Source organism: Streptomyces sp. NPDC055099, assembly GCF_053607685.1.
In genome coordinates this window covers 1-25664 of sequence record NZ_JBSGUA010000004.1, presented here as the reverse complement: position 1 = coordinate 25664, position 25664 = coordinate 1, and the positions used below count along the sequence as shown (strand labels likewise).

Here is a 25664-nt window from a genome sequence, read left to right as displayed (position 1 = left end):
ATGCCCGAAAACCGTGCGCACACCGGCCCCCCGCGGACCGGCGCCGACGAGAAGGACACCCTGCGGGGCTTCCTCGACCACCTGCGGACCTCGGTCGCGGACAAGGTCGCGGGTGTGCCGGAGCCGCAGGTGCGGACGGCCGGGGTGTCCTCGGGGACCAGTCTTCTCGGGCTGCTCAAGCACCTGGCGTGTGTCGAACGTTTCTACTTCCTCGGTGAGGATGCCGACGACTGGCCCGCGACCCTGCGGCCGTCGGCCAAGGACTCCGTGGACGGTCTGCTCGCCGACTACCGGGAGACGGCCGAGCGGGCGAACCGGGTCATCGACGCCTGCCCGGACCTGGCGGGGCCCGCCCCACGGGCCCCACGCCGAGGGGCTGCGCCGTCCATGCGCTGGGTCCTGGTGCACATGATCGAGGAGACCGGCAGGCACGCCGGTCACGCCGACATCCTCCGCGAACAGATCGACGGGTCCACCGGCCGCTGACCGCGCCGCTCCGGTGCCCCGTCGATCAATCGCCCGCGACCTGACTCAGACCGGTTCGGGCTGGGGTTCCGGTTGCTGTGCGGGCACGGCCTTCGGCTCCCACAGCTTGGTGGTCCGCACATAACCCTGAACCACCGAGATCATCGCCAGGACGAGAAGCGGACCGAATATCCACGGGTGCTTGGCCATCTGCATCGGCAGATAGCGATAAGACACCAGGAGCAGCGCGAATACCGTTGTGCCGTACGCGACGAGCTGGATTCCGGCCTTGTCCCAGCCACGGGCGAGCGAGCGCAGCGCCGCGTCGATCGTGAACGCGAACACGACACCGGCGATGATGTCCACGCCGTAGTGGTAGCCGAATCCCAGCGTCGCGCCGAGCGTGGCGACCAGCCAGAAGACGCCCGCGTAGCGCAGTGCCCGTGGGCCCTTGCGGGAATGGATGAAGATCGTGGTGGCCCACGCGGTGTGCAGACTGGGCATGCAGTTGCGCGGGGTGATCTCGTCGAACGGCATCGATTCCGGGGTGGTGAGCGGCGGCGGTGTATGCGGCCACAGGTTGGCAAGGGCCCATTGCTCGCCACCGGTGCCGAAGGCGCCGTCGCCGTAGGTGAAGATCGGTCCGACCACCGGGAAGATCATGTAGATGGCCGGTCCGAGCAGGCCGATTACCAGGAACGTACGCACCAGATGATGGGCCGGGAAGCGGCGCTCGACCGACACGTTGCGCAGTTGATAGAGCGCGACGATGACCGCGGCCACCGCGAGCTGGATGTAGACGTAGTCGAGCACGTGGGCGCCGACGGGCCCGGTGGCCGAGACCAGCCGGCCCACCAGCCACGAGGGGTTGCCCAGTGCGTGGTCCGCGGTGGCCACGTACTGGTCGAGCACCGCCGGGCGGGTCTTCGACGTGATGAGCAGCCAGGTGTCGCCCGTCTTGCGGCCGGCCACGAGGAGCAGGCTGAGGCCGATGCCCTTCAGGAGCAGGACACGTTCCTGTCCGGTGCGGCGCGTGAAAGCGATGACCGCGCAGCCCAGGATCACCCACAACGCGCCGTTGCCGAACATCATCTTGGCGTCGACTGCCCATCGCACCAGGAAGAAGGCGACATCGATGCCGACCGCGACACCCAGCGCGATGAACCGCTGACGCCAGGTGAACACCACCATCATCAACGCCATGCCCGCGTACAGCAGGGGCCCTGACTTGGGGGCGAAGATCACCTCGCGCGCCTGGTTGGTGATCGGCCCGGCCACGCCGTAATGGCGCGCGGCGATCTCCAGTGCGACGAGGAACCCGAGGGCCACCACGGCCGCCGCGGTCCACGCCATCGCGCGGGGTCGGCGCCATGCCGTGAGCACTGCCCTGTAATCGATGCGCGAAGAGGTTCGCGAGTCTCTAGATATCAATTGTTTTGGCCGATTTGTTAGTTGCGGGCAATAACTCACTCTTCGTGCTGAATGGCGTTGTTTCCTGGTGAAGTATGGGCGATCAGGGCACTCGTCGTGAGTTCGATCATGTTAGCGGAGCAGTGCGGAAGACGGGACAGAAGAGTTTCCCTCCACTTCAACTCCGCCTTCAACAACCGCCTCCAGAAGGCTACTTCTTGGTCTATACCAGCGACCGTTGTCCCACTATCCTCATGCGTGCCAGTGGCACACCATCCCCCCACCCAGGTTGCGTGCCGGCACGGGCGAACACCCACCGAACTCTGCCCCCAGCAGCCGGGTGACCTTCCTCTTCGCCGCCTCCAGGAGGATCACGGTGAAAGTTCGCACCAGAAGCTCGGCGATCATCGGCACCCTCTGCCTCGTCGCCTCCCTCGCCTTGGCCGACGCGTCCGCCGACGAGACCACCCCACCACAGGCCCCGACGGTCGCACTCAAGAAAGTGACCACGGCCACGAACCCGACCGCGGGCACCGCAGGACCCGGCGGCACGGTCTGGCTGGCCGAACGCGCGGGCACCGTACGGGTCTTGGACCGCAACGGGCTGGGAAAGCCCGTCCTCGACATCACCAAGGAGACGACCACCGACGGCGAGCGCGGCCTGCTGGGCATCGCGTTCGACAAGAAGTTCGCGCACTTCTACATCTCGTACACGAACCTCGAAGGCACCAGCACGGTGGACGAGTTCGCCGTGCGGCACGGCAAGATCCGGCCCGACACCCGACGCACCGTCCTCACACAGACACAGCCCTATCCGAACCACAACGGCGGCGACATCAAGATCGGCCCCGACGGCTACCTGTACATCGCGTTCGGTGACGGCGGCGCGGGCGGCGACCCGCACGGCAACGGCCAGAACCTCGACACCCTGCTCGGCAAGCTGCTGCGCATCGACCCGCGAGGCGGTGAGCCGTACGCGATCCCGCGGGACAACCCGTTCGTCGGCGACCCGAAGGCGAGGGACGAGATCTGGGCGTACGGGCTGCGCAACCCATGGCGGTTCTCCTTCGACGCAGGCACCGGCGACCTGCTGATCGGTGACGTCGGCCAGAGCGCGTGGGAGGAGATCGACTGGGCCCCGGCCGGCAGCAAGGGCGGCGAGAACTACGGCTGGAACCAGATGGAGGGCACCCACCCCTTCCGGGGAGGCACGGAACCCGCCAACCACGTGCCGCCGGTCCACGAGTACGACCGCACCGGCCTCGGCTGCTCGGTCACCGGAGGATACGTCTACCGGGGCAAGGCCATCCCCGAACTCAAGGGCCAGTACGTCTTCAGCGACTACTGCGACGGCACCATCCGCTCCCTGCGGATGCAGAACGGCAAGGTGACCGGCGTGAATGACCTCGGAGTCAGCGCCGGGGAGGTCGTCTCGTTCGTACAAGCAGGCAACGGCGAGCTGTACGTGCTCGACATCGGCGGCAGCGTCTATCGCATCGCCCGCGGGTAGGTCCTGCCCCGCATGTCACGTGGCCGAGCCGTCCGGGAGGGTGGGAGCAAGCCCGCCCGGACGGCGTCAGGACGAGCGTGACGCCGTAATGCCCTGGTGCCGTGATGCCGGATTTCGGTGGCAGAGTGGAAGAGCTTGATCCGTCGCCGCCCAGGGAAGGTAGTCCCCGCATGCGCCTTTTGCTCATACGCCATGGCCAGACCCCGTCCAACCTCAAGCACCTCCTGGACACCGAGGTCCCGGGCCCGGGGCTGACACCGCTGGGGCAGGAGCAGGCGGCCGCGCTGCCGGAGGCGTTGGCGGCGGAGAAGATCGATGCCCTGTACGTGTCCACGCTGCTGCGCACCCAGAAGACGGCCGCGCCGCTCGCCGCCGCGACCGGTCTTGAGCCGCGGATCAGGGACGGCATCCGGGAGCTGTCCGCCGGGGACCTGGAGATGCGGGGCGACCAGGAGGCCGCCGCCGTCTACATGTCCACCGCCTTCGCCTGGCCCGGGGGCGACCTGGAGCGCCGGATGCCCGGCGGCGAGAACGGCCGGGAGGCTCTGGGCCGCTTCGACGCCGTCGTCGCCGAGGCTGCCGCCACGGGCGCCGGGACGGTGGCGCTGGTCAGCCACGGCGCCGTGATCCGTACGTGGGTGGCGGCCCGGGCGGTCAACGTGGACGTGGAGTACGCAGCGAATCACCCGCTGGCCAACACGGGCGTGGTGATCCTGGAAGGCTCACCCGACGAGGGCTGGCGGGCCCTGGTGTGGGAGGGCCGCCCGCTGGGCCCGGAAGGCGAGTCGCCCGAGGACAGCGGTCCGACCGGAGAGGCACCCGTGCCGGTGGCCTGAGGCGCCCGAGAGCCGCGAACCGATTGCCGGCACCGCCGCCCAGCGGGCGCGGGGGAGCGAGTGATCGTACGGTGGCCGAAGGCGTTCCCGAGGACGCTGTGGGTGGGCCCGTCTCCGTTCGCACGTGACGGGCCCACCCCTTTTGGCGTCCGCGTGTACGTGCGCCTGCGCGTGATCGGCTCAGGCGCGGCGTGCGGCCCATACGCTGCGCTCGGTGCGGAGCGCGAGGTCGGCGCGGCGCAGGACGCTGAACGGGCTCTCGTCGTCGAGCAATTGGTCGAGGGAGGCGAGGTCCTCGGCGCCCAGCGCATGGGCGCCGGCACGCAGACGCTTCAGGCTGCTCAGCGCGTACCGGCCGACCGCCGGGTTGCGGGAGCCGTCGACGTGCACGCTGATCGTGCGCTCGCTCTCGACGGTGAACCCGGCGGCCGCCAGCTTGGGCCCCCAGTCAGCGCCGCGGTGCGGCATGTGCTCGGCGTCGTGATGATCGAGCGCGGCATGGCAGCGTTCTTCGAGGCCGGGCCGGTCCGCCGGAGCGTCGGCGGGCAGGAAGCGCGGGAAGCCGGCCAGCTCGACGACGGCGAACAGGCCGCCGGGCGCGAGCAGGTCATGGACCATGCGCAGGGCGCGATCGGGGTCGGCCATGTGGTGCATCGACGCCGACGCCCACACCAGCTCGGGCCTGCCGAGGCCGGGCCTACCGAGGTCGGGCCAGTCCGCGTCGAGATCGGCCGCCACCGTGCGCACCCGGTCGCTCAACCCCAGCTCCTCCGCCTTCGCTCGCAGGCGGCGCAGGTGATCGGCCGACGCGTCGACGGCGGTCAACTCCGCCTCGGGAAAGCGGGCCAGCAGAGCGAAGGTGCCCGCCCCGGTGCCGCACCCCAGGTCCACGATGTGCCGCGGCGCCTTCTCGACGGGCAGCCAAGCGGTGATCGACGCGATGTGCTCGGCGAGCACCTCCGCGTCCAGATCGAGGATCTCGGCCTGGCTGTCGGTGTCCGGTGCGTGGTGGGAGTGATGGTCGGCGGCCTGGTGGCCCGCGTGCGAGGGAGAGTGCTTCATGCCCACGACGCTAAGCCGGTCATGTGCTCGGGGCAGCAAGTATCCCGGGGTGCGCAAGAAGGTGGCCCGCTGCGGTGCCGTACGCGCAAGGGCCGGCCCTCGCGTCTCGCATCTGGCCAGAGCGGCATAGGCCAGAGCGATACAGGCCTCAGCGTCACAGGTCGCAGCGTCACAGGTCGGAGTGCTCGCCGTCGTCCTTGACGGCCTCGTCCGCCCTCTCCGCTCGCTGATGGCCACGGCGGGCGTCGCGGTCGAAGATGCCCAGGATCTCGCACGGCCCTCCCTCGGCGCCGATGGCGTGCGGAAGCATCGTGGGGAACTCCGCGGCCTGGTTGGTCTCGACGCGGAGGCGCCGGTTGCCCAGCAGCAGGACCGCCGTACCGGACAGCACGACGAGCCATTCGCGGCCGGGATGCGCGCGCATGCGTGCCGGGTTGTCGGGCGGCGGATTCGTCATCCGCTGGCGTACGACGCTCATGCCGGGTTCCGCCTTGATCGGCCAGCGCATTTGGCCGTGGGCCGCGTCGATGGTCGGGCTGGCGATGACGTCGTCGGTGGCGGTCTCGACGAGTTGGTCCAAGGAGGTGTCCAGTGCGCGGGCGAGGGTGACGAGCTGGTCCAGGGCCAGCCGGCGTTGGCCGTTCTCGATGCGGCTGAGCGTGGACTGGCTGACCGAGGCGCGGGTGGCCAGTTCCTCCAGGGACCAGCCCTGCGCCACACGCAGGGCACGGATCCGCTTGCGCACCAGGCTGTCCATCTCGCCATTGTCTTGCGTCATGGGCAACATCGTATGCCGTGTCCGCAAGGTGTGCCTATCTTCGTGACGTAACCCCTGAACCGCTGGGGGTTGCGAGAAGCACGGGAAGGAAGGGGCGCAGCCCGCGTCTGAGCCTTTGCGCTGCACCTTCTGATATCGCGGGCCCCCAGCCCCAGCCCCAGCCCGCCGTCGCACGGCACCGCGCCCGGTCCCGCTGCCCCCCCTCCGCGCCCCTCGTCCGATCCGGCGCTGATCCTGCACGCCTTCGGACACACCCCTTGACGCTCGCCCTTGGAGAGGAACCCATGAGCACGAACCACCCCCAGCCTCCGCAGTCGAGCGCTGCCGCTCCACCTGCCGATCCCGTCGGCGCCCATGAGGTCGGGGCGCCGGACGCGCGACAGCGCCGTACGATCCTGATCGCTGTCTGCATCGCCCTGATGGCCGTGATCGCCTCGGTGTCCGGGCTCAACGTCGCCCAGCCCGACCTCGCCCTGGCCGTCGGTGCCTCGCAGAGCACCATCCTGTGGATCATCAACATCTACACGCTCAGCCTGGCCGCCCTGCTCCTGCCGCTCGGCGCGCTCGGTGACCGCTGGGGGCGCAAGCCCATGCTGCTCACCGGTCTGACCGTCTTCGGGGTCGCCAACGTGGTGGCCGCTCTCGCCCCGTCGGCCGAAGTCATGCTGGGCGCACGCCTGTTCAGCGGCGTCGGCGCCGCGATGATCATGCCCATCACGCTGGCCGTCATCACCTCCACGTTCCCCGCCGAGGAACGCGGGCGGGCCATCGGTGTATGGACCGGGGTAGCGGGAGGCGGCGGCATCCTGGGCATGTTTCTCTCCGCCGCGCTGGTGGACGTGGCGAGCTGGCGCCAGCTCTTCGTCCTGCCGGTCGCGCTGGTCGTCGTGGCCTTCGCCATGGCGCTGCGGTCCGTTCCCAACTCCCGCGGCGAGTCCGGGCGCAGGTTCGACACTGTCGGTGCGCTGACCTCCGTCGTCGCGGTGGTCGGGCTCATCTTCGTCCTGCAGGAGGGACCCGCGCGAGGCTGGACCGCCCCCGTGACCCTGCTCGGCCTCGTTGTGGGCGCCGCGGCCGCCGTCGGGTTCGTGGCCTGGGAGCTGCGCCGCAAGGACGCGGCGCTCCTGGACGTGCGCCTGTTCGCCGAGCGCTCGTTGGGCGGCGGCTCGCTCACGCTTCTTGTGGTCTTCGGCGTCCAGGCGGGAATCTTCGTCGTGCTCTTCCCGTTCTTCCAGGCCGTGCTCGGCTGGTCGGGCCTGCTGTCCACGCTGGCCCTGATGCCCATGGCCGTACTGATGATGGCGTCGTCGGGCCTTGCCCCCAAGCTGGCCGTGCGGATCGGCGCACGCTCGACCATGGCGGCGGGCATCCTGCTGGCCGGGGCCGGTCTGACGCTCATGGCCCTCTTCGTCTCCGTCGACGGCGGCTACCTCTCCGTCCTCCCCGGCATGCTCGCCATGGGCACCGGCATGGGCCTGTCGATGACGCCCTCGACCGAGGCCATCACCAACTCCCTGCCGCGCGAGCACCAAGGCGTGGCCTCCGCACTCAATGACGTCACACGGGAGTTCGGCACCGCGCTCGGCGTGGCCCTGCTCGGCGCGCTGCTCTCCGCCGGCTACCGCGGCGCCATCGACGACCGGCTCGACGGCGTGCCCGACGGCGTCGCCGACACCGCACGCGAGGGCGTCGCCAACGCCATCGGGGCAGCGGACGGCTCCGGCGCCCACGCGCAGGAGCTGGTCCGCGCCGCCCAGGAGTCGTTCGTCGACGGCTGGCAGCAGGCCATGTGGGCGGGCGTTGCCGTCATGGCCGTCCTGTTCCTCCACATCCTGGCGAGAGGGCCGCGGCGCCCGGGGAGTTGAGCCGGGCCGGGCGGGCGTGCGGGCGTCAACACGGTGCCCGCGCGCCGCACGTAAGGCCGGGAAAGGGGCTCCATCCCGGAAATCCCAACTGAAGGAGTGATCTATGCGCTCGCAGGAGTGACGCTCCTTGCTGGCGCGCCGACAGTGTTGTGACCATCGCCGGATGAACGGACAGAAGCGGAAGGCCGAGTTGGATGGCGTCGCCGAGACGACGCTATGGACGTTGCACCACCGCGCTCTGGCCGCGAAGGACCCTGGCTCGGCACTGCGGGACCCGAAGGCGATCGAGGTGATCGACGCTGTCGACTATCCCTTCGAGGGACGGTTCGGCACCGGCAACTGGGGCTTCGCGCAGGGAATGGCAGTACGGGCACGCTGTTACGACCGCGAGGTGGGACGTTTCCTCAGGGACCACCCGGACGGCACGGTCGTCTCGCTCGGGGAGGGTCTGGAGACGCAGTTCTGGCGGGTGGACAACGGCAGGGTGCGCTGGCTCGGCGTGGACCTGCCCGAGGTCGCGGAGCTGCGCCAACGGCTGCTGCCGGACGCGCCACGCCACCGCACGCTGCCCTGTTCGGCCACCGACATGCGGTGGATGGACGAAGTGGACGCCTCGCGCGGGGTGTTGATCATCGCCCAGGGGATGCTGATGTACCTCACGCGGGATGTGGTCCACCGGCTCATCGAGGCCTGCGCCGCCCGATTCCCCGGAGCGGAGCTGGTGTTCGACACCCCGCCCGCCTGGATGGCGGCGCGCACCGAACGCGGCCGCTGGCAGTACCCCGCCGGGTACCGCCCGCCGCCCATGCTCTGGGGGATGACACCGACGGAGCAGCGCAAGCTGCGCACGGTCCACCCCAACATCAGCGCCGTGCGGGCGGTCCGCGAACCACGGGGGCGGGGTTTCCTCTGCGGATGGCTCCTGCCGCTGGCCAACTTCCTTCCTGCGATCCGTTCGCGAAAACCACTCTGGGTCACGCGTGTGTCGTTCGGCCCGACGAATCAGCCCCAAGGAGTCAACCGATGACCGAACGCCTGGAAGCCGCGCGGGAGCAGGCCCACCTGTGGCCTCCGCGACCATCGCCCCAGGCGCGGGTCGACGAGCGGCCGGCGCCGGTGCCCGAGCAGCGTGCGGTCCTCGTGGAAGGCAGCACGCTGCGCCTGCGGGAGTTCCTGCCCGGCGACGTCGAGGGCGTGCTCGGCATCTTCGGCGACCCCCGCACGACCCGGGAGTTCGGTATGCCACCCTTCCGGCATGCCGACGCCGCGGCGCTGGTCGAGCAGGCGAGGGCGGGTGCCCGGCGCACTCCCCGCACGCACTACCGCCTGGGCGTCAGCGAGATCGCCACGGGCGAGCTGATCGGCTCGGCGAAGCTGATCGTCGAGGACCAGTCGGGCGAGGGCGGCATGGTCCGCGTCGGCTACCGCAGTGCGGAGGTGGGACTGGCCCTGCGCGCCGACCGGGTCAGCGTGGGCCACAGCGTCGAGATCGGCTTCCTGCTGGGCGTCCTGGGCTTCGACCGGCTCGGCCTGCACCGCGTCTGGTCGGGATTCATGCCGTCGAACGTCGCCGCGCAGCGGGCCATCGAGAAGGCCGGCATGGTCCGTGAGGGGCGACTGCGCCACTACGGCCATGTGGACGGGGTGTGGCACGACATCGTCCAGTACTCGATTCTCGAGGACGACTGGAAGGCACTGCGCGGCCGCTGAGCACGCGGTCCGGCTGCTCGCCCGTCGATCCTTTCGTACGTGGCGACGAATGCGTACGGCCGACTTGTGGCCCCGTACGAACGTCAGTGATGGTCTCCCTCGTAGCCTGAGGTGGTGATCAGTGACGTGCCCGCGAACCTTCGCACCAGTCTTGCCCGCGTACTGGAGGACTTCAGTCCCGCCCTGCTCGATCTCGTGCACGGCAGCCCCGGGCCGGCCGACGAAGGCGGAGGGGTCGGCGGGGTCGTCATCCACGACCCGGGGGACACGGTCACCTACCCGCCGCGCGCGATCGTGCTGGGCGTCGGCGTCTACGGGGTGGAGGAGATCGCCCGGCTCCTGCGCGAGCTGGGCGAGCACGGTGCGGCGGCCTTGGTGGTGCGCGGCCCGGTGGACCGGGACGAGGTGTTGGCCCAGGCGTCGGCGGCCTCGTCGGTGGTCCTGATCAGCCTGACGCAGGGCGCCTCGTGGTCGCAGCTCACGGAGCTCCTGCGGACGCTGCTCACCGAGGGAGACGTCGGTGACGCGGGGGTCGAGTCGCTCGGGGGAGTTCCTTCCGGTGATCTGTTCGCGCTGGCCAACGCCGTCGCGACCCTGCTGGACGCGCCGATCACCATCGAGGACCGTCGCCAGCGCATCCTGGCCTTCTCAGGCCGTCAGGACGAGGCCGACCAGTCGCGCGTCGCCACGATCCTGGCCCGCCAGGTGCCGGACGGGTATCTGCGCATCCTGGAGAGCCGGGGCGTCTTCAGCGAGCTGTACCGCAGCGACCGCCCGGTGCACATCGCCCCGGCGACGGTCGAGGAGGGGGAGACGGCCATCCCGCGGGTGGCCGTCGCGGTGCGGGCCGGTGACGAGTTCCTGGGGTCGGTGTGGGCGGCGGTCGAGGAGCCGCTGACACCCGACCGTGAGCAGGCGTTCCAGGACGCGGCGAAGCTCGTCGCCCTGCACCTGCTGCGCCACCGGGCGGGCGCCGACGCGCGGAACCGGCTGCGGGCCGACCTCGTGAGCACGGTGCTCGAAGGCGGCACGGGCGCGGTGGACGCCCTGGACCGGCTCGGCCTGGTGAAGGAGCCCACGGTGGTGATGGCCATGGGCCTCGCCGGGAAGAAGGGCGATCACGCTCAGCTCGCGGCGGAGCGTCAACGCCTGACCAGCGCGCTGGGCATCCACCTCAACGCGGTGCAGCCGCGGTCGGCGCTCGCACTCCTCGGTGACGTGGCCTACGCCGTGGTCCCGGTTCCGGCGGACCCGGTGGCGGGCCGGGAGCGCGCGGAGCAGATCGCGGCCCATTTCCTGGAGCGGGCCGGCAAACGGTCGCGGGTGGTGATCGGCATCGGATCGGTGGCGACCGACCCGTCGGCGCTGGGCCGCTCACGCACCACGGCGGACCGCGCGCTGCGGGTGCTGACGAGCGACCTGGGCAGCAGGCGGGTCGCCTCGATCGGCGACGTGTACATCGACGCGCTGCTCCTCGACCTGCGGGACCTGGCCGCGGTGCAGGGGGACGAGCTGCTGAGCCCGGTGGCCCGTCTGGTGGAGTACGACACCAGGCACCGCTCACACCTGGTCGAGACGCTGCGCGCGTGGCTGGACGCCTTCGGCGACATCAACACCGCGTCGGCGAGCGTGTTCGTCCACCCCAACACCTTCCGCTACCGCATCCGACGGGTCGCCGAGGTGGCGCAGGCCGACCTGCAGGACCCGTCGGTGCGGTTCGCGCTCATGCTCCAGCTGCGGTTGATGCATTCCTCGGGCACGGCCGCGCGGGCGTAGGACGGGAGCCCGCGGGCCGGCCGAGCGCCGTCACAGCTGGATCCATTCCTTGGCGGTGGTCACCCGCTCAAGGATCTCGTCGAGCGGTTCGACGCCCAGTCCCGGTCCGGTGGGGACGTCGAGATGGCCGTCGGCCAGTTCGAAGGGCTCGGTGATGTCGGTGGCGAAGTAGCGGTTGGAGCCTGAGGTGTCGCCGGGGAGGGTGAAGCCGGGCAGCGCGGCCAGCGCGACGTTGGCGGCGCGGCCGATCCCCGTCTCCAGCATGCCTCCGCACCACACCGGGACGCCGTGGGCCACGCACAGGTCGTGGATGGCCTTGGCCTCCAGGTAGCCGCCGACCCGGCCCGGCTTGACGTTGATGATCGATGTCGCGCCCAGGGTGATGGCCGCTGCGGCGTCCTCGGCGGACTCGATGGACTCGTCCAGGCACACCGGCGTACGCAACTGCTTGGCGAGCGCCGCGTGCTGGACCAGGTCGTCGTCCGCCAGCGGCTGCTCGACGAGCAGGAGGTCGAAGTCGTCCAGCTTGGCGAGCTGCCGGGCGTCGGCCAGGGTGTAGGCGGCGTTGGCGTCCACCTGGAGCAGCAGGTCATCGCCGAAGCGTTCCCGCACCGCGCGGACCGGCTCGATGTCCCAGCCGGGCTCGATCTTGAGCTTGATGCGGACGTAGCCCTCGTCGATGAAACCGCCGACGGAGTCGAGGAGTTCGGGGATCGAGTCCATGATGCCGACCGAGACCCCGCACGGAACGCGCTCGCGCTCGGCGCCGAGGTAGGACCCGAAGGACTGCCCGCCGGCCCGCAGTTGGGCGTCCAGAACGGCCGTCTCCAGTGCCGCCTTGGCCATCTTGTGGCCCTTGAAGGGCTTCATGGCGCGCTTGACCGCGTGGGCGTCCGCCACGGCGGGCAGCGCCGGGATCAGGAAGCGGCGCAGCACGTCGGCCGCCCCGTCGACGTACTCGGAGCAGTAGCGCGGTTCGGACATGGCGACGCACTCGCCCCAGCCCTCGCTGTCGGGGGTGACCACGCGGACGAGCAGGACGTCGCGTGCGGTCTCGACACCGAACGAGGTCCGGAAGGGCGCCCGCAGGGGCATCGCGATCCGGCGCAGTTCAATTCCGTTGATCTTCATGCTGCTCATGCTGCTTGGCTCCTGGTGAAGTGGTTCGGGCGTCACGCGGTGGTGGCGCGCGTGACGACGTAGTAGCCGCGGTCGTGGAAGCCGGTGACGCGGGCGCCGTCGGCCAGGAGACCGCCGAGGACCTCGCGCATCGCGAGACGCCACGCCTTGGCCGCGCCGGGGTCGGTGCGACGCAGCCCCTCGATGTCCGGCGGAACCTCGACCAGCAGGGTCGCGGCGTCGGGGCTGCCGATGACGGGCAGGCCGTCGTGCACGGACAGCGCGATCGCGGCGTCCTCGGGGACCGTCACGGGTACGGGACGCGAGGCCGCGGCGGCCATCGCCCCGGCACCGTTCAACTCCCAGGCGACGAGCGCCCGGTCGGTGTCGTCACCGCCGTTGATCACGTCGTCCATCGGTCCGTAGAAGCTGGTGAGGTACTCGACCGGCAGCCCGCCCAGTTTGGAGAGGTTGAAGTGGGCGTTGCGCCGCACCAGCGGGTCGTAGGTCCATGTGATCCGGCGCAGCCCGCGGTCCAGGGCCCACTCGCGCTGATGGAGCTTGAGGGCCAGGCCCGCTCGGCGGCCGGGCAGGGCGCCGGTGACGTGCGAGTGCAGGGCCACGCCGACCGGGGCCGCGAAGAAGGCGACGGACGCGCCCACCAGTCGGCCGTCGTCGAAGGCTCCGGCGACGTAGTTGCCCGCGTGGGACAGTGCCCGCATCTGTTCGACGCCCATGGGGGAGGCGCCGGGGGCGCTGCCCCAGATCTCCTCGAACAGGGCGTTGGCGCCCTCCAGCGCACGCAGGTCGTGCAGTTCCCGTACGACGAGGCCGTGCGCTGTGGCCGGCTCGTGCACGCTGTCGGCGCTCATCGGGCGACCTCCTCCACGAGGGCGGCCAGCAGGCGGGCGCGGGGGACCATCTCGGCGACGATCAGGTGCTCGTGGTCGGCGTGCGCCCCGCCGCCCACCGCGCCCAGGCCGTCGAGGGTGGGGCAGCCGAGCCCGGCGGTGAAGTTCCCGTCGGACGCTCCGCCGACCGCCGCGGACGACAGCGGCTCAAGCCCGAGCTGCGCGCCGAGGCGATGGGCCCGCTCGAACAGGTCGGCGGAGGACGTCAGCTCCAGCGGCGGCCGGTTGGGGCCGCCGAGCACGTCGAGGCGTGCTCCGGGCACGGTGGGCTTCAGGGCGTGCATCGCCGCGTCCACCCGTTCCTGCGCACCGAGGGTCGGGACACGCACGTCCACGAAGACGCGTGCCTCGGCGGGCACCGTGTTGGTCGTCGTGCCGGCACCGACCACCGTGGGGACCACGGTGGTGCGCCAGTCCTGCGGGGCGCCGACGTTGATCTCCTCGGCCAGTCCCTCGAGGGCGAGGACCAGATGCGCGGCCTCCACCGCCGCGTTGATGCCCTTCTCCGGCTCCAAGCCGGAGTGGGCCGCCTTGCCGTGCGCCACCAACTCGTAGGCAGAGGTGCCCTTGCGGGCCGTCTTCAGCGCGCCGCCGTCGGCCGCGGCCTCAAGCACGAAGGTCGCCGCGCACTGCCGCGCCACCTCCTCGATCAGCGGCCGCGACGCGTCCGAGCCGACCTCCTCGTCGCCGGTCACCAGGACGCAGACCCCCTCCAGGGAGGGCAGCGAGGCCAGCGCGTGGAACATCTGCACGAGCCCGGCCTTCATGTCGAAGATCCCCGGACCACGCGCGATGCCGTCGGACACCGACCACGGGTGCGTGGCCAGCGAGCCCATCGGCCACACCGTGTCGTGATGTCCCAGCAGCAGCACCCGGGGTGTGCCGAACATCCACCGCAGGTGGGTGACGCCGTCGACGACGATGCGTTCGGGCGGGACGCCCAGGTGACGGGTCCCCTGGGCGGCCACGACGTCCGCGCTGCGTGCCACCGCGGTCAGGTCGGAGGAGAAGGACTCGCAGACCACCAGTTCCTCGAGGTCCGCGAGCATCGCCGGAAGGTGGGGCGCCGGCAGCCCTTGTGTCGTGTCGCTTCGGCTGTGCAGGTCTTCGGTCACCTTCGACTCCTCCTCAGTTGCATGCGAAAGACGCTATGCGACTTTGGAGGGGCGTGGTTCGTGGGAGAGAACCAAGATCAATCCCGTTCTCCGTGTCTCCGGACAGCCGGCCCGGTGTCAGGCGCTACTGCCACCTCCCACGCCCTGATGGCCGAGCGCCTTGGCGTTGCGCCGGAAGTCCGACCAGACCGGCGAGGAGCAGGCCCCGCAGTCGGGACCGAAGAACTCGGCGCGCGCCTCTTGGTCGCCCATCAGGAAGTAGCGGAACCAGGCGGTGATCGGGCCCCGGAATCCGCCGCCGTCGCCTGCGGGCGTCACATGCGAGGCGCCAGCCAACTCGCCGTAGACGGCGGGGACATGATCGGCGCTGTTGTAGCGGGGGATCACCAGGAGCTCGGGGATGACCACCAGGTCGCGCTCGCCGCCCAGGATGAACAGGGGGCCCTTCAGGTCACCGATCCTGCCCTGGGGGCCCGGCTCGACGGGGACGGTCACGTCGACGCGCGGGTCCGCGCCGGCGTTGATCGCACCACCGCCGCCCTGCGAGTGCCCCGACGCTCCGACCTTGTCCAGGTCGACCTTGCCGTAGTACGGGCTTCGGGGGTCGGCCTCGGCCTTCTTCAGTACGTCGAGGCCGCCGAGCATGGCGTTGCCGGACCCCGCCTGCGTGGTGTTCGCGGCGATCACGATGAACCCGTGTGACGCGAAGTGCTTCAGGAGTCCGTCGTAGATGACCGGCGTCACGAACGAACCGTTGCCCCAGATGATCACCGGGTGTTTCGTGCAGCCCTGGCTGCCGAGATCGGTGGGGCGCAGGATGGTGTGGCTCAGCCCGGCGCGTTCCTTGGTCACGGCGAAGGGGCCTTCGTCGGCCCAGTAGCCGCCGGCCGACGGACAGCTGCCGGTCGCTTGAGTGGCCGTTGCCGGGCCGCTGCCGTCCGGCTGCGCCAGGCCTTGGCCGGTGAGCGCGACGGACAGCAGGAGCGACGCGGCCAGCACGGTGGCATACCGCCGCACGCCGGACGCCGCCGATACAGCGGCGGACCGCCGCATGACGTGGCTCATCGGCATGAGGGTCTCCCGTCCCGGGACGCCGGCCGTCACGGGCGCGCCGCCTTCGCGATGGCCTCGCCGAAGGCGGCCATGCCGCGGGCGTTGGGGTGCAGCGGCGCGGCGACGCTGGTGGGGACCAGGCCCTCGATGTAGCGCTCGGACGGCGCGGCGCAGGTGTCGTGCCCGGCGCTGATGGCGGCCGTGTCGACGTACGTGGCGCCGTGGGCCTTGCTCTGCTCGGCGAGCACGCCGTTGAGCTGGTTCACGCGTGCCTGGAGGTAGTTGGCGTCCTTGTCCCAGACGGGCTGGGCGGGCCAGCAGCCGTCCTTACGGATGTAGGTGGCGTACCCCGCGACGACGACCCGGGCGTTCGGGGCGCGCCGGTGGACCTCGTCGAGGGCCTGGCCGAAGGAGGCGCGCCAGGCCTCGATGGCCTTCGCGGTGGGGTCGCCCTTGGCCGCGGCGGTGTCGGCGCAGGAGATGCCGGCGGGCTTGGGCAGGAGGTTGACGCAGCCGAGCGCGGTGCTGACGAGGCTGACGTCGTTGCCGCCGATGGTCAGGGTCACCAGGTCGGTGCTCGGCTTGAGGGCGTTGTACTGGGGCGGCAGCAGGCCGAACTGGCGGCCGGAGAAGTCACCGACCGTCGCGCCCGAGCAGCTGACGTCGGTGAGCCGCGCGCCCAGCGCCTCGGCGACGACGGCCGGGTAGTTCCGTGCGGAGCGCAGACAGGACCACTGGCTCTGGTCGGGGATGAGGGGCCCCGCCGCGAAGGAATCGCCGATGGCGACGTACTCCAAAGGCTCCTCGGCCTGCGAAGACGTCGCGCCGGCCGGAGACACGCCGAGGGCGCAGGCGGACAGGGCGGCGGCCATGACCGCGGTGGTGCGGGCGCGTGTGGGGCGCACGGGCTCTCCTGAGTGGGGTGTACCGGGGGTAACGGACGCCCTTATGATCCGGGCCATCGACGCCTTGGTGTTCTAGGCGCGCAACCAGACTTTCCGAGGGGCCAGTTGTGACCGGTGACAAAAGCGTGGGCCGCTTCCTGATCGCCGACGTGCCGGGGCTCGCCGCGACCGTCACCCGGCGCCTCGCGGACGACCTGCCGGTCTACGGCCGCTTGCCCGCCGAGGAACTGCACGGGGACGTGCGCGCCATCGTCGACATGACGATCCGGGTCTTCGCCGACGTGCTGCGCACGGAGCGCATGCCGCCCCCGGAGTTCCTCCAAACGGTGCGCCGCTCGGCGGCCAGACGCGCGGAGGAACGCATCCCCGTGGAGGCCGTGGTCAGCGCCTACTACTACGGCGCCCGCATCTGCGTGGAGGAGGTGACGGCGAAGGCCGAACCGCAGGACCTGATCGAGGCCCACCGGCTGCTGCTCGACTGCCTGCGGGAGATCACGGCCGCCGTCACATCGGGATACGTGGAGGAGAGCCAGTCGCTGATCGGGGAGCGCGACGCGGCCCGCCACACCGTGCTGTCCGCCCTGCTCGACGGCAGAGGCCCGCAACTCGACTCCGCCCAGCTCGGGATACGCCTCCCACCGTGCTATCTGGTGCTCGCCTTCACCATCGGCCGCCACCCCGACGAGGACCGCGCGGACGTCGACACCACCGTGGCCTCCCGGCGCAAGATCAGACGCCTGCGTACGGAGCTGGACCGCGCCCTCGGCCACCCCGTGCTCACCCGCCTCTCGGCCGACGAGGGGCTCGCGCTCATCCCGTCCGACCTCGCGCCGGACCGGGCGGCCGACGGCGACCGGGCCCGCCTGGAGAGGCTGACGGCATCCCTCATCACCGCCAGCGGCGTGCCCCTGGTCGCGGGAGTCGCCGCCAGCACCCCGGCCGACGTCCCGCACGCCGTCCGCCTGGCCACCGAGCTGCGCGACACCGCGACGGGCACCGGGCGGCCACCGGGCGTCTACCCCCTGACCGCGCTGCTCCTCGACTACCAGCTCACCCGCGCGAGCCCCGCCCGCGCGCACCTGGCCGCCCTACTGACCCCCTTGGCGGACGGCCCCGACCTGACCGTGACCCTGCGGACGTACTTCACGTCGAACCTGGACCGCCGCGAGACGGCGGCCCGCCTGCACGTGCACCCCAACACCGTCGACTACCGGCTGCGCCGCATCGCCGCCCTCACGGGCCTCGACCTCGCCGCACACACCGATCTGCTGACACTGCGGGCCGCGCTGAGCGCGTACGACGCGGGAGCGCGGGAAGGGCAGAATCCTTGACCGTGACGATCACCGCGCGCGAACTGAACCGGGCCACCCTCAGCCGCCAACTGCTGCTCGAACGTGAGCCATTGACCGTCCAGGAGGGCATGCGGCGCGTGGTCGCACTCCAGGCGCAGCAGCCCGCCTCTCCTTACGTCGCCCTGTGGAACCGGCTCACCAAGTTCACCGCGGCGGACCTCGACGCCGCGTTCACCGAGCGTTCGCTGGTCAAGGCGACCCTGATGCGCATCACGCTGCACGCCGTACACGCCGAGGACTACCCCGACTTCCGTGCCGCGTTGCAGCCCACCCTGTATGCCTCCCGGCTCGGCTCCCGCTTCGCGGTCTCGGGGCTGAGCCCGGACGACGCCGACGCACTGGTCCCGGAACTCCTCGACTTCGCCGCACGGCCGCGGACCTCGGCGCAGATGCAGGCGTGGGTCGAGGAGCGCCTCGGCGCGGAGAAGAAGGAAGGGGCGTGGTGGGGCCTGAAGGCGTACGCGCCGTTGCACCACGCCCCGACGGAACATCCCTGGTCCTTCGGCCACCGGCCGTCCTTCGTGGCGGCCCCCAACGGGTTCGTCCCCACGGGCCGGGCGGCGGACCCGCAGGCGCTGCGGGCATTGATCCTGCGCTATCTGGCGGGGTTCGGGCCCGCGTCGGTCGCGGACGTGGCGCAGTTCGCCATGGTGCAACGAGCGCCTGTCCGCGCGGCGTTCCTCGCGCTGGGCGACAGCGTCGAGCAGCTCAAGGGACCGGACGGGGACGTCCTCTTCGACATCCCGGGCGCCTCCCGGCCACCCGCCGAAACGCCCGCTCCTTCCCGCCTCATGGCCATGTGGGACAGCGTTCTGCTGGCGTACTCCGACCGCGGCCGGGTGATACCCCCGGCCTACCGGCCGTGGGTCATCCGGCGCAACGGCGACGTACTGCCCACGTTGCTGGTCGACGGCCATGTCGCCGGTGTGTGGCGCCCGCTGGACGACGGCATCGAGGCCACGGCCTTCCACCCGCTGCCACCGGCGACATGGGACCAACTGGCCGCGGAGGCCCAGTCTTTGAAGGCCCTCCTGAGTGAGCGCGAGGTGGCCGTCTACAGCAGATACCACCACTGGTGGGCGAAGCTCCCGGAGCCCGCGGGCGAGGTGCGGATGCTGTAGTGGGCGATGGAGCGCGCACCCGTGCCGCTCACCGGGTCCTGCGGGTGTTCCACAGCGGCAGTTGCTCGAACAGCTCGACGGCCTCGCTGTTCCAGTGCCGGTACCAGGAGGCGGCTTCGGCCGCCGCGGCGTGGGCGTGCCGGTCGATGGCCGCCTGGAGGCGGGTGTGGACGTCGTGGCGGTGGGCGATGTCCCGGATGCGGTCGATGGTCTCCGGGGTGCAGTCGGGGTCGGCGAGGGCGGCTTTCACCGTGTCGTGATCGTCGCCGTCGGTGGCGGCCAGGAGTTCGCGGGTCAGGTAGGTGTGGCGGCCTGCCCGCAGGTCGGCGCCGCTGGGCTTGCCGGTGAGGCCGGGATCGCCGAAGAGATCGAGGTGGTCATCGCGCATCTGGCCGCTGAGACCGGCCAGCCGGGCGTAGCGGTGCAGGCTCTCCTCGTGTTCCGCCAGGTCCTGGCCGGCGGCGAGCAGGCCAAGGCGCATGGGCGCGAGGATGGTGTAGCGCGAGGTCTTGTACTCGCACACGGTCTCCAGCAGCTCGTCGTCTCCCTGCCCGCCCGCGTCGCCTTCGCCGGCTGAGGGGTGCACGTCGCGTTCGAGGTCGAGGACCTGGCCGATGACGGTGTCGGTCGTCACCCCGAACTGGACGTCGAGCATGGCCTGCTTGCGGTCGGCGGGCAGGTCGGCGTCGAACAGGACGCGCAGCGCCAGGAAACCGGCGAGATCGCCCGCCATCATGGCCAGGCCCAGCGCGGCCTGCGGGTGGTCGGGGAGATCCTCGCGGCACGCGTAGTACGTCGAGGGGCCGCCACGCCGCATCGGCGAGTCGTCCATGATGTCGTCGAGGACGAGCGCGTGGCTGTGGAGCAGTTCGAGACTCAACGCGGCTTCCGTGAGCCCCGGTATCTCGTCCCGGGTGACGAGGGCGGCGGCCTCGTAGAGCAGGGTGGTCCGTATCCGCTTCCCGCCGCGCAGTGACAACTGCGCCAGAAGTTCCAGGCAGCGAGGCGGGAAGCGGCCGAGACGTGCGCCGTCGAGGTCACCCGCGAGCCCGGCGAAGTACTTCTCGAAGGCCGCGTCGAAGCGCTGCCGGTGGCCTGCGGCACGCTCGAAGGCACTGGCGGTGCTGGCGGCGGTAACGGTGCTGCTGTTCATGGAGGTTCGGGCCGACCTTCCTGTACGGGTGCGGTGCCCAGCCTGCCATTCGCCACGGGAGAGCCGTGGTCGCCTGGGGCGCCGACCCGCCCTTCGGGATGGACGTTCTCTCCATCGACACTCCGTGAGGCCGGAGGACTTCTCCCTGTGCCTGGCGCGACCGCCTGCCTACGGTGAGCGGGCTCACCTGGCGAGACGGTCGTACGCCCGGCACAGGGACATGAGGAGTCGTCGATGACGGAAGCCGAGACGCTGCGCCGCAGCGCACTGCGCAAGATCGCCCGGAGGCTCATCCCGTTCCTGGGCCTCGTGTACTTCATCAACTACCTGGACCGCACGAACATCGGCTTCGCCAAACTGACGATGAGCGCGGACCTCGGGCTCACGGAGACCATGTTCGGGCTCGCCTCGGGGCTGTTCTTCATCGGCTATCTGCTGTTCGAGGTGCCGAGCAACCTGGCCCTGCACCGCTTCGGCGCCCGGCGCTGGATCGCCCGCATCATGGTGACGTGGGGCCTGTGCGCGATGCTGCTGGCCTTCGTGCAGTCGGCCGGGCAGCTGTACGCGGTGCGCGTGCTGCTCGGGGTCGCGGAGGCGGGCTTCTTCCCCGGGATCATGCTGTACCTGACGTGGTGGCTGCCGAGGGCCGAACGAGTGCGGCTGATCGGTACGTTCCTGGTCGCCATTCCCCTGTCCAGCGCCCTGGGCGCACCGCTGTCCACGGCGATCATCACCTACCTCGACGGGTTCCTCGGACTTGAGGGCTGGCGTGTGATGTTCCTGCTGGAAGGCGTGCCTGCCGTGGTGCTCGGCGTGGTCTGCTGGTTCTACCTCACCGACCGGCCGGAGAGCGCCGCCTGGCTCACTCCCGGCGAACGCCGGGCGCTCACCTCCGCCCTGGACGCCGAGCGGGCCGAGCTCGCGCCCGCCGCGGAGGGCTCCGCCTGGCGGGCCCTGCTCAGCGGCAAGGTCCTGGCCCTCGGCGGCATCTACTTCGGCATCGTCTACGGCCTGTACGCCCTGTCGTTCTTCGGGCCGACGCTGGTGGCGGGCTTCTCCGAGCGCTTCGACACCGAGTCCAGCCTCGTGCAGACCGGCGCCATCGTGGCCGTGCCCTTCGTGGCCGGAGCGATCGCGATGGTCCTGTGGAGCCGCCACTCGGACCGCACCGGGGAACGGCGCTGGCACCTGGCCGGACCCGCCGTCGTCGGCGGCCTGACGATCCCCGTCGCCCTCTACCTGGACTCGCCGTACGCGGTCATGCTCATGGTCACCGTCACCTCGGTGGGCATCTTCTGCGCGCTGCCGGTCTTCTGGCATTTCCCGCCCACGGTCCTGACGAGCGCCGGAGCGGCGGCGGGCATCGCGCTGATCAACACCCTCGGCAACGCGTCGGGTTTCCTCGCGCCGTACGTGACGGGGTGGGCCCGTGACGCGACCGGGGAGATGGACACCGGGCTGTGGATCGTCGGCATCGTGATGGTCGCCGCCGGGGTGGGGGCGGCCGTGTTGCGCGAAGGGCCGCGGGGCAAGGGCGGCGAATCGGCGGTCCGTGCGAGGCCGGCCGTCCAAGGGGGCAGGGGAGGGGCGTCCGTCAGGTAGGCGGCCGGTTGCTGCCGCTGGGCGCGCGGCTCAGGTCGACCACGCAGAAGAGGTTGCCGTCGGGGTCGGCGAGAACGACGAAGTCGGGGTCGGGCGGATACAGCTCCCAGTCGACGGCTCGCGCGCCCAGCGAGATCAGCCGACGCACCTCTGCCTGTTGTTCCTCGGTGGTGTCGGCGAACAGATCCAGGTGCAGGCGCGGCCGGGGCTCCGCCGGTGACGCGCTGTGCTGCAGGCCGAGGGCGCGGCCACGTCCGTCGGCGTGATCGAGTGTCCGCCAGGTCTCGCTCTTCCACTCCTCGGTGGCGACCAGGTCCAGGGCCTGCGTCCAGAAGGCGACAGCGCGGGGGATGTCGGTGACTCCGACGACGGGGATTCCGAGCTTCAGCATGGGCGGGAGCCTAGACGAGCCGGCTCGCCAGTTCGTGCAGCCGCAGGGCGAGCTGGATGTCCAGGGCCCGGTCCGCGCCGCGCCAGCCCTCGCCGAGCAGCCCATCGGCCCGGCTGAGGCGCTGGTAGAGCGTGTTCGCGTGGATGTGCAGGTCCGCGCACGTGCGGGCGTGGTGCTGCGCGTTGGCCAGGTACACCCCCACCGTGGCCGCCAGGTCGCCGCCCCGCCCCCGCGCCCGGTCGTGATCGAGCAGCGGGCCCACGGTCGTACGCACGAAGACCCGGGCCTCGTCGGCCCCGGCCTGGGTGAACAGGGAACGGTAGGCGCCCAGTTCGGCCGGCTCGGCCACCACGCCCTGCCGGCCGAGGGCCCGCAGCATCGTCGCCGTCTGCCTGGCCTCCCGGTGCGCCCGGCGGATCTCCGCGACGCCCCGCCCGCACGCCGCGAGGCCCACGGGCCCGGCCAGAGCGCGCTGTTCCACCAGCGCCCTGAGCGCGGCCAGGTCGAGACCCGGCACCAGGAACGTGATCTGGTCGCCGAGCTGGGCACTCCAGCCCGAAGTCTCCTGGGCGAGCCGCGCGACCTGGTCGGCAGTGTGGTCGGTGTCGCGGGCGTCCACGACGGCGACAGCCGCCACGGAGTCCACGTCCATGCCCGCGCCCAGCGCCCGGCGCCGTACACCGGCCTCGTCGGCCTCGGCGGACAGCAGCGAGGTCAGCACCTCGCCGCGGGTGCGCAACTGCGTCTCCAGGACCGAGCGTTCCAGCGCGGCCACCAGCGCCACGGTGTCCGCGCCGATCGAAAGGAGCCGTACGTCCTCGTCGTGGAACGCGCGTTCCCCGGTCGCCACGAGCGAGCCCGTGTGACCGCCGCGGACCACCACGGGCAGGGCCACGCCGTGGCGGCCGTCGTGCTCGAACCGGCGTGGGGACTGCGGCTCGTCGTCCGCCCAGGGCCGGGGGCGCTCGCACCGCGGCCCGGCGACCAGCTCGCCGTGCGAGTCGAGGACCGACACCGTCAGGCCGGTGGCGCCGGTGATGGCCTGCGCCACCTCGCGGTAGCCGCCCCCGCCGACCACGACGTCGGTGAGCCGGTCGCGCAGCTCGGCCTCGGCCCGACGCAGGGAATCGTTGCCGCGCAGCGTCAGGTTGGCCTCGCGCAGGTCCGCGATGAGCGCGGCGTTGCGCAGGGCCACCGCCGCGTGGGCCGCCAGCGCGGCCAGCAGCTCCACCTCCCGGTCGGTGAACCGGCGCGGGCTGCGGTCGGCGGCGAGCAGCACCCCGACCGGCTCGTCGTCGACGATCATCGGCACGCCCAGGATCCCGCCGAGCTGCTCGGCGGCCGCGGCACTGTCGACGGCGGGGGAGCGGTTGATGGCCGGGTCCTCGCGGTAGCGGACGGTCGACTGCGGAGCACCGCTGCGCAGGACCAGTCCCCCGAGGCCCGTGTCCGGTTCGAGTTCGATGCCCCGCAGGGTCGAGCCCATCGAGCCGTCGACGGTCTCGATCCGCAGCCGCCGGTCGTCGTGGAGCACCATGATGTAGGCGAGGTCCACGGAGAGCAGGCGCCGCGCGTGCGCCGCCACTTCCCGCAGGACTCCGCTGGACGCGGTCAGTGCCCCCAGGCGCCGGGCCAGGTCGTTGAGCGCCGCGAGCTCGGCCGACTCGCGCTGCTGGCGGTTCATGCGCCGCAGGATCTCGCGGGCGTGCGCGGCGGAGTCCTCGACTTCCGCGGCGGGCCGCCCCTCGGTGAGGAGCGCGCGGCGCAGCGCGTCGATCTCGTCGGGCGACGGAGCCTCGGACAGCAGCCGCAGCCAGCGGTTCTCACTCATGTGCACCCCCTCATGATGCAGGGGGCTCCACCGGCCCACTGTGGAGGGTCTCTCCGTGGCGGGGGCCAGAGCCTGGAGGTTGTCTCCGTACGGATCGCCGTGCCGCCGTGTTTCGATCGACATCAGCAGCACCGCCCGCGCCGGCCAGGCGGTCCTGCGCCGAGGGGACGGATACAGGTATGCACGCCACCGGAAGGCCCGCCTCGGGGCGAACCCACCGAGAGGAAACACGATGAGTACCACGGTCGTTCGAGCGATCCTCGAGCACGTTCCAGCCGACCGGGTGCTCACCGATCCGGACAGCGTCGAGGCCTTCCGCAGTGACCAAGCGGCATGGGCGCCCAGCGGCCGCCCCGCGGCCGTCGTCCGCGCGACCTCCACCCAAGAGGTCGCCGACACGGTCCGCGCCTGTATCCGTCACCGCACCCCGGTCGTGGCCCGCGGGGCGGGCACCGGCCTTTCCGGGGGAGCCAACTCGGGTGAGGGGCACGTGGTCGTGGCGCTCGACGCCATGGACCGGATCGTCGAGGTCAGCCCCTTGGAGCGGCTCGCGGTGGTCCAACCCGGGGTGATCAACGACCACTTGCGGGCCGCGGTGGCCGAGCACGGTCTGTGGTACCCGCCCGATCCGGCCAGTTCCCCGTGGTCGACCATCGGCGGCAACGTGGCCACCAACGCGGGCGGCGTCTGCTGCGTCAAGTACGGCGTCACCGGGGACTACGTACTGGCCCTGGAGATGGTCAACGGACTCGGCGAGATCGTGCGGCTCGGCCGGCGTACCGCGAAAGGCGTAGCGGGCTACGACCTCACGGGTCTCGTCGTCGGGTCGGAAGGGACGCTGGGCATCGTCACGGAGGTGACCGTCCGCCTGCGGCCCCTGCCGCCGGCCGCGGTCACCGTCGCCGGGCATTTCGGTTCCGTCGTGGACGCGGGAGCCGCCGTACGCGCGGTCGCCGAGGCCGGGCTGACCCCCTCGGCGCTCGAACTGATCGACCGGCACTGCCTGCGCGCCGTGGACGCGTGGAAGAACATGGGCCTCTCGCTCGACGCGGACGTGGTGCTCCTCGGCCGGATCGACGAGCCGGGCGAGACCGGCGCCGCGCAGGCCGAGCGCATGGTCGACTGCTTCCGCGGGGCGGGCGCCTCCTGGGCCGAGCGGTCCACCGACGAGCACGAGGCCGATGCACTGTTCGCGGCCCGCAGGCTCGCCTACCCGGCGCTGGAACGCCTGGGCCCGGTGCTCACCGAGGACGTCTGCGTGCCCAAGGAGCGCATCCCGGAGATGCTCGGCCGCATCGAGAAGACCGCCGCACGGCACGACATCCTCATCGCCAACATCGCACATGTGGGTGACGGAAATCTGCATCCCCTGTTGATCACGGAGCCCGGTGACGACGCGGCCCGCACGCGCGCCCAGGCGGCCTTCGAGGAGATCATCGCCGACGCGATCGCCCTGGGCGGCACGGTCACCGGCGAGCACGGAGTGGGCCTGCTCAAGCGCCCGGGACTTGCCGCGGAGGTCACGCCGGAGGTGATGGCCATGCAGCGGGCCGTGAAGCAGGCCCTCGACCCGTACGGGGTGCTGAACCCCGGCAAGGTGCTGTCGTCAACTTGACCCGGCCCTGAAGGGCCGGGCTTGGAGGTAGCGCCCAACTGGCTGTTGGGTGGGGCTCCTCCGTCCAGACACCCCTATGGGGTG

At 71.3% G+C, this 25664-nt stretch carries 22 protein-coding genes; 11 read left to right on the top strand and 11 right to left on the bottom strand.

Going from position 1 to position 25664, the window contains the following annotated elements; translation table 11 throughout:
• On the top strand, positions 1-486 hold the full coding sequence (locus tag ACWFRU_RS11475) for a DinB family protein (protein WP_453685918.1): 486 nt from the start codon (positions 1-3) through the stop codon (positions 484-486).
• Between the two features lie 45 nt (positions 487-531).
• On the opposite strand, the gene ACWFRU_RS11470 is transcribed toward ACWFRU_RS11475, so the two are convergent.
• Complete coding sequence (locus tag ACWFRU_RS11470) at positions 532-1818, bottom strand: phosphatase PAP2 family protein (RefSeq protein ID WP_453685917.1); 1287 nt, start codon at positions 1816-1818, stop codon at positions 532-534.
• Between the two features lie 433 nt (positions 1819-2251).
• Between ACWFRU_RS11470 and ACWFRU_RS11465 the strand changes: the two genes are divergently transcribed.
• Together ACWFRU_RS11465 and ACWFRU_RS11460 are read left to right on the top strand one after the other, a co-directional pair.
• The gene (locus ACWFRU_RS11465) at positions 2252-3385 is read left to right on the top strand and encodes a PQQ-dependent sugar dehydrogenase (protein ID WP_453685916.1); all 1134 of its coding nucleotides are present in this window, start codon (positions 2252-2254) and stop codon (positions 3383-3385) included.
• A 170-nt stretch (positions 3386-3555) separates the two neighbouring features.
• Positions 3556-4221 carry a histidine phosphatase family protein gene (locus ACWFRU_RS11460; protein WP_453685915.1) on the top strand — a complete coding sequence of 222 codons (666 nt, stop codon included), beginning with the start codon at positions 3556-3558 and terminating at the stop codon, positions 4219-4221.
• Between the two features lie 180 nt (positions 4222-4401).
• Here ACWFRU_RS11460 and ACWFRU_RS11455 read toward each other — a convergent pair whose 3' ends face one another.
• Both ACWFRU_RS11455 and ACWFRU_RS11450 read right to left on the bottom strand, forming a co-directional pair.
• Positions 4402-5283: a class I SAM-dependent methyltransferase gene (locus ACWFRU_RS11455; RefSeq protein ID WP_453685914.1), complete on the bottom strand. Its 882-nt coding sequence runs from the start codon at positions 5281-5283 to the stop codon at positions 4402-4404.
• Between the two features lie 169 nt (positions 5284-5452).
• Positions 5453-6061: a helix-turn-helix domain-containing protein gene (locus ACWFRU_RS11450; protein ID WP_453685913.1), complete on the bottom strand. Its 609-nt coding sequence runs from the start codon at positions 6059-6061 to the stop codon at positions 5453-5455.
• Positions 6062-6345: 284 nt separating this feature from the next.
• Between ACWFRU_RS11450 and ACWFRU_RS11445 the strand changes: the two genes are divergently transcribed.
• From ACWFRU_RS11445 to ACWFRU_RS11430, 4 genes are all read left to right on the top strand, one after another.
• The gene (locus tag ACWFRU_RS11445) at positions 6346-7926 is read left to right on the top strand and encodes an MFS transporter (protein ID WP_453685912.1); all 1581 of its coding nucleotides are present in this window, start codon (positions 6346-6348) and stop codon (positions 7924-7926) included.
• 163 nt (positions 7927-8089) lie between these two features.
• Positions 8090-8953 carry a class I SAM-dependent methyltransferase gene (locus ACWFRU_RS11440; protein ID WP_453685911.1) on the top strand — a complete coding sequence of 288 codons (864 nt, stop codon included), beginning with the start codon at positions 8090-8092 and terminating at the stop codon, positions 8951-8953.
• Positions 8950-9636 carry a GNAT family N-acetyltransferase gene (locus ACWFRU_RS11435; protein WP_453685910.1) on the top strand — a complete coding sequence of 229 codons (687 nt, stop codon included), beginning with the start codon at positions 8950-8952 and terminating at the stop codon, positions 9634-9636. Before ACWFRU_RS11440 ends, ACWFRU_RS11435 begins: the two co-directional genes overlap by 4 nt.
• A 114-nt stretch (positions 9637-9750) precedes the next feature.
• Positions 9751-11412 carry a PucR family transcriptional regulator gene (locus ACWFRU_RS11430; protein WP_453685909.1) on the top strand — a complete coding sequence of 554 codons (1662 nt, stop codon included), beginning with the start codon at positions 9751-9753 and terminating at the stop codon, positions 11410-11412.
• 30 nt (positions 11413-11442) lie between these two features.
• On the opposite strand, the gene menC is transcribed toward ACWFRU_RS11430, so the two are convergent.
• From menC to ACWFRU_RS11405, 5 genes are all read right to left on the bottom strand, one after another.
• Positions 11443-12543: an o-succinylbenzoate synthase gene (menC, locus tag ACWFRU_RS11425; protein WP_453686754.1), complete on the bottom strand. Its 1101-nt coding sequence runs from the start codon at positions 12541-12543 to the stop codon at positions 11443-11445.
• A 41-nt stretch (positions 12544-12584) separates the two neighbouring features.
• Positions 12585-13403 (bottom strand): GNAT family N-acetyltransferase, encoded by an 819-nt coding sequence (locus ACWFRU_RS11420; RefSeq protein ID WP_453685908.1) that lies wholly within the window; start codon positions 13401-13403, stop codon positions 12585-12587.
• Positions 13400-14491 carry a M20 family metallopeptidase gene (locus ACWFRU_RS11415; RefSeq protein ID WP_453686752.1) on the bottom strand — a complete coding sequence of 364 codons (1092 nt, stop codon included), beginning with the start codon at positions 14489-14491 and terminating at the stop codon, positions 13400-13402. Before ACWFRU_RS11415 ends, ACWFRU_RS11420 begins: the two co-directional genes overlap by 4 nt.
• Positions 14492-14674: 183 nt before the next feature.
• Positions 14675-15622 (bottom strand): poly(ethylene terephthalate) hydrolase family protein, encoded by a 948-nt coding sequence (locus ACWFRU_RS11410; protein ID WP_453685907.1) that lies wholly within the window; start codon positions 15620-15622, stop codon positions 14675-14677.
• A 35-nt stretch (positions 15623-15657) separates the two neighbouring features.
• The gene (locus ACWFRU_RS11405) at positions 15658-16515 is read right to left on the bottom strand and encodes an SGNH/GDSL hydrolase family protein (protein ID WP_453685906.1); all 858 of its coding nucleotides are present in this window, start codon (positions 16513-16515) and stop codon (positions 15658-15660) included.
• A 107-nt stretch (positions 16516-16622) separates the two neighbouring features.
• On the opposite strand from ACWFRU_RS11405, the gene ACWFRU_RS11400 reads away from it, so the two are divergent.
• Positions 16623-17846, top strand: a complete 1224-nt coding sequence (locus ACWFRU_RS11400; RefSeq protein ID WP_453685905.1) for a PucR family transcriptional regulator — start codon at positions 16623-16625, stop codon at positions 17844-17846.
• Positions 17847-17848: 2 nt separating this feature from the next.
• A complete protein-coding gene (locus ACWFRU_RS11395; protein ID WP_453685904.1) occupies positions 17849-18988 on the top strand; it encodes a winged helix DNA-binding domain-containing protein in 1140 nt (379 codons plus the stop codon).
• 28 nt (positions 18989-19016) lie between these two features.
• Here ACWFRU_RS11395 and ACWFRU_RS11390 read toward each other — a convergent pair whose 3' ends face one another.
• A complete protein-coding gene (locus tag ACWFRU_RS11390; protein ID WP_453685903.1) occupies positions 19017-20141 on the bottom strand; it encodes a polyprenyl synthetase family protein in 1125 nt (374 codons plus the stop codon).
• Positions 20142-20375: 234 nt separating this feature from the next.
• Here ACWFRU_RS11390 and ACWFRU_RS11385 point away from each other — a divergent pair, with 234 nt between their 5' ends.
• Complete coding sequence (locus tag ACWFRU_RS11385) at positions 20376-21743, top strand: MFS transporter (RefSeq protein ID WP_453685902.1); 1368 nt, start codon at positions 20376-20378, stop codon at positions 21741-21743.
• Here the strand turns inward: ACWFRU_RS11385 and ACWFRU_RS11380 are convergent.
• Both ACWFRU_RS11380 and ACWFRU_RS11375 read right to left on the bottom strand, forming a co-directional pair.
• A complete protein-coding gene (locus tag ACWFRU_RS11380; protein ID WP_453685901.1) occupies positions 21736-22134 on the bottom strand; it encodes a VOC family protein in 399 nt (132 codons plus the stop codon). The genes ACWFRU_RS11385 and ACWFRU_RS11380 overlap by 8 nt on opposite strands.
• A gap of 10 nt (positions 22135-22144) precedes the next feature.
• Positions 22145-23965, bottom strand: coding sequence for a GAF domain-containing protein (locus ACWFRU_RS11375; protein WP_453685900.1), 1821 nt, complete (start codon positions 23963-23965; stop codon positions 22145-22147).
• Positions 23966-24197: 232 nt separating this feature from the next.
• Between ACWFRU_RS11375 and ACWFRU_RS11370 the strand changes: the two genes are divergently transcribed.
• The gene (locus ACWFRU_RS11370) at positions 24198-25580 is read left to right on the top strand and encodes an FAD-binding oxidoreductase (protein WP_453685899.1); all 1383 of its coding nucleotides are present in this window, start codon (positions 24198-24200) and stop codon (positions 25578-25580) included.
• Positions 25581-25664 lie beyond the last annotated feature (84 nt).

Bases quoted from the DNA above. Each gene is read 5' to 3' on its own strand.
- ACWFRU_RS11475 (WP_453685918.1), top strand. From the start codon at position 1: ATGCCCGAAAACCGTGCGCACACCGGCCCCCCGCGGACCGGCGCCGAC.
- ACWFRU_RS11410 (WP_453685907.1), bottom strand. From the start codon at position 15,622: ATGAGCCACGTCATGCGGCGGTCCGCCGCTGTATCGGCGGCGTCCGGC.
- ACWFRU_RS11370 (WP_453685899.1), top strand. From the start codon at position 24,198: ATGAGTACCACGGTCGTTCGAGCGATCCTCGAGCACGTTCCAGCCGAC.
- ACWFRU_RS11385 (WP_453685902.1), top strand. From the start codon at position 20,376: ATGACGGAAGCCGAGACGCTGCGCCGCAGCGCACTGCGCAAGATCGCC.
- ACWFRU_RS11435 (WP_453685910.1), top strand. From the start codon at position 8,950: ATGACCGAACGCCTGGAAGCCGCGCGGGAGCAGGCCCACCTGTGGCCT.
- ACWFRU_RS11445 (WP_453685912.1), top strand. From the start codon at position 6,346: ATGAGCACGAACCACCCCCAGCCTCCGCAGTCGAGCGCTGCCGCTCCA.
- ACWFRU_RS11415 (WP_453686752.1), bottom strand. From the start codon at position 14,491: ATGCTCGCGGACCTCGAGGAACTGGTGGTCTGCGAGTCCTTCTCCTCC.
- ACWFRU_RS11420 (WP_453685908.1), bottom strand. From the start codon at position 13,403: ATGAGCGCCGACAGCGTGCACGAGCCGGCCACAGCGCACGGCCTCGTC.
- ACWFRU_RS11375 (WP_453685900.1), bottom strand. From the start codon at position 23,965: ATGAGTGAGAACCGCTGGCTGCGGCTGCTGTCCGAGGCTCCGTCGCCC.
- ACWFRU_RS11390 (WP_453685903.1), bottom strand. From the start codon at position 20,141: ATGAACAGCAGCACCGTTACCGCCGCCAGCACCGCCAGTGCCTTCGAG.
- ACWFRU_RS11450 (WP_453685913.1), bottom strand. From the start codon at position 6,061: ATGACGCAAGACAATGGCGAGATGGACAGCCTGGTGCGCAAGCGGATC.
- ACWFRU_RS11380 (WP_453685901.1), bottom strand. From the start codon at position 22,134: ATGCTGAAGCTCGGAATCCCCGTCGTCGGAGTCACCGACATCCCCCGC.
- ACWFRU_RS11470 (WP_453685917.1), bottom strand. From the start codon at position 1,818: ATGGCGTGGACCGCGGCGGCCGTGGTGGCCCTCGGGTTCCTCGTCGCA.
- menC (WP_453686754.1), bottom strand. From the start codon at position 12,543: ATGAAGATCAACGGAATTGAACTGCGCCGGATCGCGATGCCCCTGCGG.
- ACWFRU_RS11460 (WP_453685915.1), top strand. From the start codon at position 3,556: ATGCGCCTTTTGCTCATACGCCATGGCCAGACCCCGTCCAACCTCAAG.
- ACWFRU_RS11455 (WP_453685914.1), bottom strand. From the start codon at position 5,283: ATGAAGCACTCTCCCTCGCACGCGGGCCACCAGGCCGCCGACCATCAC.
- ACWFRU_RS11440 (WP_453685911.1), top strand. From the start codon at position 8,090: ATGAACGGACAGAAGCGGAAGGCCGAGTTGGATGGCGTCGCCGAGACG.